Annotated in this window: 12 protein-coding genes; all 12 read left to right on the top strand. The window is 32.1% G+C overall.

Annotated elements, in window-relative coordinates:
• Positions 1–205: 205 nt before the first annotated feature.
• Positions 206–1,366: an aminotransferase class V-fold PLP-dependent enzyme gene (locus JMO20_RS12055; protein ID WP_202709929.1), complete on the top strand. Its 1,161-nt coding sequence runs from the start codon at positions 206–208 to the stop codon at positions 1,364–1,366.
• 251 nt (positions 1,367–1,617) lie between these two features.
• Complete coding sequence (locus JMO20_RS12050) at positions 1,618–3,123, top strand: M81 family metallopeptidase (protein WP_202709928.1); 1,506 nt, start codon at positions 1,618–1,620, stop codon at positions 3,121–3,123.
• A gap of 4 nt (positions 3,124–3,127) precedes the next feature.
• Positions 3,128–3,865 carry a copper homeostasis protein CutC gene (locus tag JMO20_RS12045; RefSeq protein WP_202709927.1) on the top strand — a complete coding sequence of 246 codons (738 nt, stop codon included), beginning with the start codon at positions 3,128–3,130 and terminating at the stop codon, positions 3,863–3,865.
• A gap of 130 nt (positions 3,866–3,995) precedes the next feature.
• Positions 3,996–5,315, top strand: coding sequence for an alpha-L-fucosidase (locus tag JMO20_RS12040; protein ID WP_202709926.1), 1,320 nt, complete (start codon positions 3,996–3,998; stop codon positions 5,313–5,315).
• Between the two features lie 143 nt (positions 5,316–5,458).
• On the top strand, positions 5,459–6,601 hold the full coding sequence (locus tag JMO20_RS12035; RefSeq protein ID WP_202709925.1) for a SpoIIE family protein phosphatase: 1,143 nt from the start codon (positions 5,459–5,461) through the stop codon (positions 6,599–6,601).
• 33 nt (positions 6,602–6,634) lie between these two features.
• On the top strand, positions 6,635–6,850 hold the full coding sequence (locus tag JMO20_RS12030) for a ferritin family protein (RefSeq protein ID WP_202709924.1): 216 nt from the start codon (positions 6,635–6,637) through the stop codon (positions 6,848–6,850).
• A 276-nt stretch (positions 6,851–7,126) separates the two neighbouring features.
• Complete coding sequence (locus JMO20_RS12025) at positions 7,127–7,945, top strand: TIM barrel protein (protein ID WP_202709923.1); 819 nt, start codon at positions 7,127–7,129, stop codon at positions 7,943–7,945.
• A gap of 375 nt (positions 7,946–8,320) precedes the next feature.
• Positions 8,321–8,698 (top strand): DUF134 domain-containing protein, encoded by a 378-nt coding sequence (locus tag JMO20_RS12020; protein WP_202709922.1) that lies wholly within the window; start codon positions 8,321–8,323, stop codon positions 8,696–8,698.
• Between the two features lie 79 nt (positions 8,699–8,777).
• Positions 8,778–9,146, top strand: coding sequence for a NifB/NifX family molybdenum-iron cluster-binding protein (locus tag JMO20_RS12015; RefSeq protein WP_202709921.1), 369 nt, complete (start codon positions 8,778–8,780; stop codon positions 9,144–9,146).
• Between the two features lies 1 nt (position 9,147).
• Positions 9,148–10,005, top strand: coding sequence for an ATP-binding protein (locus JMO20_RS12010; RefSeq protein ID WP_202709920.1), 858 nt, complete (start codon positions 9,148–9,150; stop codon positions 10,003–10,005).
• Complete coding sequence (locus JMO20_RS12005; RefSeq protein WP_202709919.1) at positions 9,983–10,849, top strand: nucleotide-binding protein; 867 nt, start codon at positions 9,983–9,985, stop codon at positions 10,847–10,849. The genes JMO20_RS12010 and JMO20_RS12005 overlap by 23 nt, the downstream gene beginning before the upstream one ends.
• Before the next feature lie 45 nt (positions 10,850–10,894).
• The gene (locus tag JMO20_RS12000) at positions 10,895–11,728 is read left to right on the top strand and encodes an Mrp/NBP35 family ATP-binding protein (protein ID WP_202709918.1); all 834 of its coding nucleotides are present in this window, start codon (positions 10,895–10,897) and stop codon (positions 11,726–11,728) included.
• The last annotated feature ends 98 nt before the right edge of the window (positions 11,729–11,826 follow it).

Below are 11,826 nucleotides of genomic sequence, written 5' to 3'. Positions count from 1 at the left end.
AAAAAAATGTATAGAAAATACTAATAATGGTATCAAAAAACTATGGTTTATAGTACTATTATGAAGTAGAAATACGTTCATCTTTTGATAAGCCTCCCACTTATATAAGTGGGAGGGAAGACTTCTCTTCAGGTGGAGTAGAATCCCCATCTGAAGCCCCAACGTTTTGCTTTAGCAGAACGAGTTCATTTTGAGGAGAGATAGTATGAGAATATATATGGATAATGCAGCAACTACATTTCCAAAGGCACCAGGAGTAGGTGAAGCTGTAAAGAGTTATATAGATAATATAGGGGTCAATGTTAAAAGAGGTACATATAGTACTGCATTCTCTGCAGGGGAGACAGTACTTGAGACAAGAGAAATGATATGTAATTTATTTAATTTTCATAATACTGATAATGTAGTATTTACAATGAATATAACTCAAAGTATGAACTTTCTTATAAAAGAAATATTAAAGTCAGGAGATCACTGTATAGTATCATCTATGGAACATAATGCAGTAATGCGTCCTTTGTCACAGTTAGTTAACAAGAAAGTAGAGTTCTCAAGAGTGAAGTGTGATAAATTTGGAAGGCTAGATCCTAAGGATATAAAGAAACATATTAAGTACAATACAAGAGCAGTGATTATGACCCACGCGTCAAATGTATGTGGAACCATACTTCCTTTATATCAAATAGGAAAAGTGTGTAAAGATGAAAATTTGTTATTTATAGTAGATAGTGCACAAACAGCAGGTGTTTGTGATATAGATTTTAATGATATGAATGCTGATGCAATAGCTTTCACAGGGCATAAAGGTCTTTTAGGACCACAAGGCACAGGCGGATTTATTCTAAGTGAAAAGTTGTCAAAGACTATTGAATCTTTAATATGTGGAGGAACAGGAAGTGATTCTAAATCTGAGTATCAACCAGAATATATGCCAGATAAATTTGAACCTGGAACAATGAATCTCCCCGGGATATTTGGATTACATAGGGCGCTTAAATATATTAGTGAAATTGGAATTGAAAATATTAGAAATGAAGAGTTAAGCCTTGCATCTAGATTTCTTGAAGGCGTATTAAACATGAAAAACATTAGCATAGCTGGACTTTCTACAATACAAGGTAGAACAGCTGTAGTTTCCCTTGATTTTGGTAAAAAAGATAATGGAGAAGTATCATATCTTTTAGATAAAGATTATGGAATTATGACGCGATGTGGCTTGCATTGTGCACCGTCAGCCCATAAAACCTTGGGCACTTTTCCCCATGGAACAGTAAGATTTAGCTTTAGTCACTATAACACTGATAAAGAAGTTAATTATGTGTTAGAAAGCATTCATAAAATAAGTAAAAGAAGAGGTATAGAATAGAAGATAGATTAGAATAAATAGATTTAGCAACTCTAGAATTAAATTTAATTTCCTCTGCTTTGATACCTAAATCTCAAATATTGTACTGGTTAAAGTCTTATAGGACTTATATACTCCTTGATACTTTTTTCTTTTTTTGAAGGATTTCCCATGCAACTCGTAGAAATCATATACTGTATTTACATACATTTATAATACAATACCAATGGGGGCTTTGCCATTTGAAATCACTATAAGGAGGCTGAATTATTATGAAAAGAGTTTTAGTTGCAGCACTGCACCATGAGTCTAATTCTTTTAACCCAATAATAACTTGTGAGAAAGATTTTAATGTAATATATGGTGAGGATATTTTTCATAAATTACGAGACAATGATTCTATAACAGGTATTATTAAGACTTTACAGGGAGTTGGATATGAAGTAATTCCAACTGTATCTGCCAGAGCAGTTCCAAACGGAGAAATTGATTATGATTTTTATAATAAAATAAAAAATGAAATTATAAAGAGGGCAAAGATAGCTCAAGAAGAAGCTAAAATAGATGCAATTACTCTTTCATTACATGGATCCATGCGAATTAAAAATCAGGGAGAGGCTGAAGGATATTTTTTAGAAGAATTAAGAGATATTTTCCCTGATATTCCGATTTTTTCTTCATTGGATATGCACACTACCATGACTAAAAGAATGCATAATAGTTGTGATGGTTTTGTTGGTTATAAATGTGCTCCCCATACGGATTGCTTTGAAACAGGTGAGCATGCTGCAAAAATGACAATTGCAGCTCTTGAAAATGGCGCATCGCCAAAATCAGCTTGGGTTAAGGTACCCATTTTGATTGCTGGAGAACAATCATCAACAAATGTTGAGCCTATGATTGAACTTATAAATGAACTGCGTGTCTGTGAAAGAAAAGAAGGAATAATGGCGGCTTCCTATTTGATGGGCTTCCCTTGGGCAGACAATGAAGATAGTTCCATTGCAGTTTATGTTGTAGCAGATGGGAACGTAGAATTGGCCCAAAGAGAGGCAGTGAGATTAGCAGATTTGATTTGGTCGAGAAGAAATAAGTTTTGTTTCCATACAGAAACTTATAATGAAAAAGAAGCTTTGGATGTTGCTTTTGGAGCAATAAAAGATGGACAACTCCCTATTTATATTTCTGATTCTGGAGACAACCCAACTGCTGGAGCGTCTTCTGATTGTACAAATTTCTTGAAATTGATAATGTCAGATAATAGAACAGACAAACTTACAAAACCTGTAATCTATGGTGGCATTTATGATCCAATAGCTACAAATGAGTGCGAAGGAAAGGTGGGTCAAGAAATAACACTTACTTTTGGTGCGAAATTTGATACCGAAACTTCATCGCCTATTACTGCAAAAGGAATTGTAAAGGCATATGTTAAAGATTGGTCTAGGGCAGGAATGCTTAAAGGTGATTTAGCGTTATTTAACAGTAGTGGAGTAGACATTGTAATTTCTCAAACTCATGTGGGATATATTGTTCCAGAGATATTTATAGATTTAGGGGTTAATCCTAAGAATGTAGAAATAGTTGTTTGTAAACTTGGATACCTTACACATCAACAAAGCTTAGTTGCGAAACGTAGCATAATGGCACTTACTAAAGGAAATACAAATGAAGATTTAAAAACACTTAATTATAAAAAAGTCAAAAGACCGATATTTCCACTGGATTATGATTTTGAATATAATGGGATAGATAATTTGATAGGTGAGGAAGGATAAGCATATGATTCTAGAAGTATGTGTAGACTCTTATACATCAATTATAACAGCTAAAAAAGCTGGTGCAGATAGAATTGAATTGTGTTCAGCTCTTAATATAGGAGGATTGACACCAAGTTATGGATTAATGAAAAAAGCAAAAGAGATTAAGGATATAGAAATCTTTGTTATGATAAGACCACGTTCTGGAGACTTCTTATATGATAGCAACGAGTTTGAAACTATGAAACATGATATAGATATTGTAAAACAAATGGGATTTGATGGTATTGTTACTGGTACTTTATTGCCTAATGGTAGTATAGATATAGATCGGATGAAAGAACTGGTTAAGCATGCCTATCCCCTTAAAGTAGTATTTCATAGAGCTTTTGATGATGCTAGAGAACCAATGAAAGACATTACAAAGCTTATTGAAATTGGAGTATGCAGAATTCTTACATCAGGACAAAGAGCAAATGCTCTAGAGGGTGCAGATTATATTGCAAAAATACAAGAAAAATTTGGAGATTCAATAACTATTATGCCTGGTTGTGGTGTAACTTCTGATAATGTAGAAGCAATATATCGACGAACCAAATGTACTAATTATCATATGTCAGGTAAAGTAAATGTTGGTAGTCAAATGAAATACAGAGAGTGTGTCAAACGAATGAATACTCCCAAAGATGAATTTGTGATTGAAATGGCGGATTATAACCTTATCAAAAAAGCAAGAGATATAATTGATAAGATACTCTAAGGAATAACGAATAATTAAGAGTATAGCTTAGTTTAAAATAAAAAAATACAATTGGGTTAATGCTAAAATAAAAATATTTTTTGTCTAGGAAGGGTAGCTACTATATTAGTTATTTTATTGGAGGTAATTTATGAATCAAAATAGTGAAATAGTACAACGAAGAAAAAAACGTACAGAGTGGTTTTTAAAAGATAGATTTGGTATGTTTATTCATTGGGGTCTGTACTCAATTCCTGCGAGGGGAGAATGGATAAGGAGTGTAGAAAGAATAAGTAATGAAGATTATCAAATGTATTTTGAAGAGTTTAATCCTACTGGATATAGACCTAAAGAGTGGGCAAGACTTGCAAAAAAAGCAGGTATGAAATATGCTGTAATGACAGCTAAGCACCATGATGGGTTTTGTTTGTTTGATAGCGAATTGACAGAATATAAGGCGCCAAATACAAAGGCAAGGAGGGACCTTATCAGAGAATATATTGAAGCATTCAGATCTGAAGGACTAAAGGTTGGTTTATATTATTCTTTGATTGATTGGCATCATAAGGATTATCCTATATATAACGATGCAAACCATCCCATGCGGGGGAATGAAAAGTATAAATATGTCAAACAAGATTTTTCAAACTACTTAGATTATATGCACGGACAAGTAAAAGAATTATTAACTAATTATGGTAAGATAGATATTATGTGGTTTGATTTTTCTTATGATGATATGATTGGTGAAAAATGGAGAGCTACAGAGCTTATTAAAATGGTAAGGACATTACAACCAGATATCATTATTGATAATAGGTTGGATGCTAGCGGTCAATATAATGGCAGTATTAAAACAGCTAATCCATTAATGTATTCGGGAGATTTTGCTTCACCAGAACAAATAATACCTCCAGAAGGAGTTATTGATCAAAGTGGAAATTCAATTCCATGGGAATCCTGTGTAACTCTAAACAATAATTGGGGATATTGTTCAAACGACAATATATATAAAACACCTAAAGTAATCATAAGAAAATTAGTTGAGTGTGTAAGTAAGAATGGGAATCTTTTATTAAATGTTGGGCCAGATGCTAATGGGAAAATACCTGAAAAGTCGATAGATATCCTTAAAAAAATTGGGGAATGGATGGAAAAAAATCATGAGAGTATTTATGGTTGTAAAAAGTCCGTTTTTTCAAAGCCTGAATGGGGAAGATACACTCAAAAAGGGAATAAGCTTTATGCACATATATTTGAAGAAAGTATAGGACCAATTAATTTAAATGGATTGAATCAAAAAATAAAGAAAGCACGTCTTCTTTCAGATGGCTCAGAGGTAAAAATCTCAAGCCCTTGGAATGCTGCTGAATATTCTGAAGCCGCATTTATTAACTTTGGGGAGCCATATCACTTTTCATTTTCTCTACCCGATGAAATGGATACAGTGGTTGAACTTGAATTAATATAATATGTATTCTTTTGAGATAAATGAACGGATTATACAATATCACATTGTTAGATGATGTGATATTTTTTTATGATATAATCGAATTAATGATAATATTTATATGTACATATACGAAAAGCTTAGTTAATTAGGAGGCAAAATAGATGAAAGAAAGCTTTAACATAGGAAAAATAAATGAGACGATAGCCAATATAATTGACGATCATATTCTAGTTTGCAATCTTGAAGGGGAAATTATTTTCTCAAATAAGTCTATGCAGTCGTATTTAGGCTACACTCATTTAGAGTTAATACAAAAGGATTTTTTAGATATAATTGGGGAAATTCATACTAATAAAGTCAAATCACTTATTGAAGGTGTATCGGAAAAGCCTTCTAATTGGAAGGAAATTTTATTCATTGGTAAGCACGATTTAATAAAGCTCCATCTGAAGGTTTTTAAAAAGGATAACCTCATATACATTTATGGGAATGAAAAATATGTTGAGTATGAAAGAATGCAAAAAAAATTAGGTAGGGAAATTAAAAATGCTATTAAGATACATAAACGTTCTCTTCCTAAGAGTATTCCTGATACAGAAAATATCTCTTTTGCTTCCTTATATATCCCAGCAGAAGAGCTAGGCGGAGATTTGTACGATGCTTTTAAAGTAGACAATGGATTGCTAAATGATTATTTTGAGCAATATGTATGCTTTGTAGCTGATGTTTCAGGTCATGGATTAGATAGTGCCATGTTAGCTATTTTTGTAAAGGATACAATAAGAAGCTTTTTTAGACTTAAACATATACCAGGACAAGTATTGTCTCCAAAAGAAATCATGCACTTTTTCATTGAGCAATACATAAAGGAAGGCTATCCAGACGAATACCTAGTATGTCTCTTCTTAGCTGTCTTTGATTTGAAGACAAATGAAATGACCTATTGTAATGCAGGTTTTCATAAGTGTCCTGTAATAGTCAAGGGTAATGGGAATGTAATAGAGTTAAATAATGGTGGTCTTCCTATCTCAGCGGCAATAGATGCTGACTTATTAAAGTATGACGACCATTCTCAGAAAATGTTTTCTGAAATGACCTTGTTTATTATGTCTGATGGATTACCTGAGCAAAGGTCTAATGATGAATTTTATGAAAATAGATTGAGAAAATTGGTTTCTGAAATTTACTATCAAGAACCTACTGAAATTGTTAGAGAAATTCATAAAGATTTTAATGATTTTTTAAGATATGAAAAAATTAATGATGATATAACTTTAGTTGTAATGAAACTATCACAGAAATAGAGTTAAATTGATAAGATAAAGGGGGTAATTTGAATGCATCAAATACTAAATTGGATTCAAGAAGCTATTGAAGATGAGATAAAATCTCAGAAACATTACCAAAAACTAGCTGATGAGGTAGATGATCCAAAAGCAAAGAAATTTTTTGAACAATTGAAAATGGATGAAGAAGACCATGAAAGAGTACTGCGTACTCGTTATGAAGCTTTTGAAAAAATGTTAAAATCAGATAAAGAGAAAAATCAATAGTGATGAAATAAAAGACTAAAACGAAAAATTCTCCAGACTTAGGTTTGGGGAATTTTTTTGTAACACTTAGTAACCTACTAAATTTGAATAGAGAATATTTACACTGAAAGAACAGTGGAAGATTGAAGAATAATTTTAGAATTTAAAGATATAATAGTTTGTTTTTATGGGATAATAAACTATTAGAATTAATAAATCATATTATTCTTTTAAGAATATGGAGTAATAGATTATATGAGTATAAGAATATTAGTAAAATTTCACTGGAGGACCATAATGAATAAATTATTATTTGGAATATCTGGATTGCCAATAGGTAGCGGGATAAAAAATATTAACTATGCTACTGGAATCAATTATTTAAAATCAATAGGGTTGGATGCAATGGAGCTTCTTTTTGTTAGAAATGTTAATGTAACAGACAAAAATAAAGATATAATATTAAAAGCTAAGCTAGATAATGATTTTTATCTGTCAGCTCACGGATCTCATTATATAAATTTAAACGCAAATGAAATTGAAAAACAAGAGCAATCAATGGTAAGAATAATAAGGGGAATTGAAGGATTGGCAAAAGTTAAAGGGAGGAGTTTAATATTTCATCCAGGATATTATCTAAAGGACTCAGAAGAAGAAGCCTACAATACTATAAAAGAAAATTTGTTAAAGCTTCCATATAAAGAAATATCCTATAGACTCGAGACAACTGGAAAAGGAACACAGTTTGGCACACTTGAAGAGCTAGTTTCTCTTTGTAAAGAAGTTAAGTCCTGTGAAATATGTATTGATTTTTCACATATACACGCAAGGGGAAATGGGTGTTTAAAAGATTTCGATGATTTCGCGAAGATTCTTCAATTTGTGGAAGATGAGCTTGGAAAATCTGCGTTAGATGATTTACATATTCATATGGGTGGAATAAATTATAATGAGAAAGGTGAGAAAAATCACTTGCCATTATTAGAAAGTGATTTCAATTATGTGGAATGCTTAAATGCTTTAAAATATTTTAATGTAAAAGGTTGTGTCATTTTAGAAGGTCCTCTTGTAGAGAAAGATGCGTTATTATTAAAAAATACTTATAAAACATTATGACTAATGGTTAGAAGTTTTTAAAATTAGAAGATAGAAATTTAAAACCAAGAGATATAGAATCATGAATTTATTTGATCATGATTTTTTGTTATGCTCAAAATATGAAGAATATAAGCGAATTATAGACATATATCATCTTGAATATATGGTGTGCTTGAGACTATTTGTTTATCAATGCTCATATTGAGACTAATACAAAAAATGAGTATATTTCAAAAATAATTATTGACATATGCCAATAACTTGATATAATAAAATTTATAAATGGCATATGTCGAAAACTAAAGGAATGATTCTATACTAAGGGGAGATGAAATTGTTCCTATAGTAATAGAAGGACGCTTCTATTATTTTCTATAAGTGAGGTGAATGAATATGCCTAGGCCAAGAAAATGGAGAAAAGTATGTTGTTTACCTGAAAGTAATAGATTTGGGCCACTTAACGTTCCATTAAGTGGAGACCAATTTATTATCATGACAGTAGATGAATATGAAACTATTAGACTAATTGATTTACAAGACTATACGCAAGAACAGTGTGCAAATCAAATGAAAATTGCACGTACAACTGTACAGGGAATATATAATGAAGCGAGAAAAAAAGTTGCAGAATCTTTAGTGAATGGAAAAGTTCTAAGGATTGAAGGTGGAGAGTACAAACTTTGTGATGGACTTGAAAAATCTTGTGGATGTGGAGGATGTAATAGACATAGATATGAGGAAAGTTTGATGGAAGGTAATCGTGAGAGTTAATAATATTGTCTAAATCTAAGATTATATGCTCATTTAAAGTGATTAATGATTATTATAAAAAATAGAATGGAGGGTTATTATGAAAATATCAATGCCAGTAGACCTTAAGTCTATGGACACAAATCTATGCAGATCTTTTGGTCGTGCGCCATATTTTTTAATTTATGATACAGAATCAAATGAAAGCGTTTATTTGGATAATAGCGCTGTAGCTAGTCAAGGTGGCGCAGGAATCAAGGCAGCACAGACAATTGTAGATAGTGATGTGAATGTTTTACTTACTCCACGATGTGGTGAGAATGCAGCAAGGGTGTTGCAAGCAGCTGATATTAAAATTTATAAGTCACTCAATTCTTCTGCTAAAGATAATATAGATGCTTTTGTAGATAATAAGCTGTCTTTACTGGATGAAATTCATGCTGGATTTCATCATCATGGAGGGAAATAGTATGAAAATTGCTGTACTGAGTGGCAAAGGAGGCACAGGGAAAACGCTAGTATCTGTCAATTTGGCTGCAATAACAAAAAATTCTACATATATTGATTGCGATGTTGAAGAACCAAATGGTCATCTTTTTTTTAAACCTCAAAATATTCAATTAGAAGACATCTCAATTAAGATTCCCACAGTAGATGAAAAGCTATGTACTGGTTGTAGAAAGTGTGTAGAGTTTTGTAAATTTAATGCATTGGCATATATCAAAGATAAAGTCGTTGTCTTTGATGAGGTTTGCCATTCTTGCGGAGGATGTGTGTTGTTTTGCCCTCAGAAGGCAATGTCAGAAAGAGAAAAAAAAATTGGCAGTATTGAAAAAGGAAATTCAGAAAATGTCACAGTAGTTACTGGGATATTAAAACCGGGAGAGGCATCTGGTGTTCCCATTATAAAACAGCTTATAAAAGAAGTAGAAAATAAGGAAGGCTTCACTTTTATTGATTCTCCACCTGGAAGTGCTTGTGTTGTCATGGAGAGTATAAAAGATGCAGATTATTGTATTTTAGTGGCGGAACCTACTTTATTTGGGGTTCATAACCTCCAAATGGTCCATGAATTGGTGAAGTTATTTAAAAAACCTTATGGAGTAGTACTGAATAAATGCTTAAATGAAGAAAATTTAGCTGAAAAATTTTGTATTGAAAATGATATTTCTATTATTGGTAGGATTCCATTTGATCATCAGTTGGGGATGCTAAATTCTAATGGAATGATATCTGTAAGGGAAAATGATAAGTATAGAGATATGTTTTCTGATATTCTTCAGAAAGTGACTAAGGAGGTGCAACGTGAAGCAACTATTAATCCTTAGTGGTAAAGGTGGAACAGGGAAAACAACAATAGCCAGTGCATTTATTAAATTATCAAATGCCAGAGCATATGCAGATTGTGATGTTGATGCACCTAATATGCATTTGCTTATGAATTCCACAGCAATAACCAAAAGTTCTGATTACTATGGACTACCAAAGGCAGAAATTAATACAGATATGTGTATTAATTGTGATAAGTGTAGGAAAAGCTGTAATTTTAATGCAATAAAAGTAGATTCTGAGTACAAGGTAGATTATTATTCTTGTGAAGGTTGCGGCGTGTGTGAAGCAATTTGTCCAGTAGGAGCAGCAGTTTTAAAACCTGCTGTAGCTGGAGAATTGATGCTATATATAGATGATGCAGTGTTTTCAACAGCTCGCCTTAAAATGGGAAGTGGCACATCGGGTAAGTTAGTTAGCGAAGTGAAAAAGCAGATGAAATCATCTGTGAGAAACGCGGATTTAGCTATAATTGATGGGTCACCAGGTATTGGATGTCCAGTAATTGCATCCATGAGTGGGGTTGATATGGTTTTAATTGTAACTGAACCTTCAATTTCAGGTATTAGTGACATGGAACGCATTGTAGAAACAGCTAAAAAATTTCAAACAAAAACAGCAGTGTGTGTTAATAAGTTTGATGTTAATATCGAAAATACTCGAAGGATAGAATTATTTTGTAAAGATAACAATCTGCCCTTTATTGGGAAAATTCCTTTTGATCCATATGCTGTGAAAGCAATTAATAATGGTAAGAGTATTGTTGATATTGAATGTGAATCAGGGAAGGCTACTGAAAATATTTTTAAAGAAACAATTAAATTATTATTTAACAAAGGTTAATCAATTAGTATATCAATAATTATGAACATAAAGGAGAGAGAGAAAATGAGCAATAATCGTAATGAAAGTTGTAGTACTTGTGATGAGGAATGTATTGAAAGAGAAGAGCCAAAACATGATTTTTCTGAAAAGCCACACGAGTTAAGCAATATCAAGAAAGTAATTGGCATTGTAAGTGGTAAAGGCGGAGTAGGTAAATCTCTTATAACCTCTATGTTAGCAGTTGCAATGAATAGAAAAGGGTTTAATACAGCTATTCTTGATGCTGATGTAACAGGACCATCAATACCTAAAGCATTTGGGATAAATGGAAAAGCAATAGGAAGTGAGTTAGGTCTATATCCAATAAAAAGTAAAACAGGAATTAGTATTATGTCGATTAATTTATTACTGGAGAATGTCACAGATCCTGTAGTATGGAGAGGTCCAATTATTGCTGGAACAGTTAAGCAGTTTTGGACGGATGTAATATGGAATGACGTAGATTTTATGTTTATTGATATGCCACCGGGGACGGGTGATGTACCACTTACTGTATTTCAATCCATTGCAGTAGATGGAATTGTTATAGTAACTTCACCTCAGGAATTAGTTTCAATGATAGTATCAAAGGCAGTTAGAATGGCAGAAATGATGAATATTCCTATTATAGGATTAGTAGAGAATATGTCTTATTTTAAATGCGAAGATTGCAATAAAGAATACAAGATATTTGGTGAGAGTCATATTGAAGAAGTAGCAGGAAAGCATAATATTAATGTTTTTGCTAAATTACCAATTGAACCTAAAATTTCTGCTGCATGTGATAAGGGAATGATTGAATCTTTTGATGGTAATTGGATTGATAATATCACTGAATTCTTAGAAAATATGGAGTAAAAAATAGAAACCTAAGTAGCAAGGAATAAAAGAAAACAAAGATAAATTATAAAGTATTGGTGCGAGTTTAATATTTATTTGGTCCAATTATTTATGAT

This window comes from Sporosalibacterium faouarense (assembly GCF_016765695.1).
GTDB classification, from domain to species: domain Bacteria; phylum Bacillota; class Clostridia; order Tissierellales; family VENL01; genus Sporosalibacterium; species Sporosalibacterium faouarense.
This window is presented reverse-complemented; position numbering and strand designations above follow the sequence as displayed.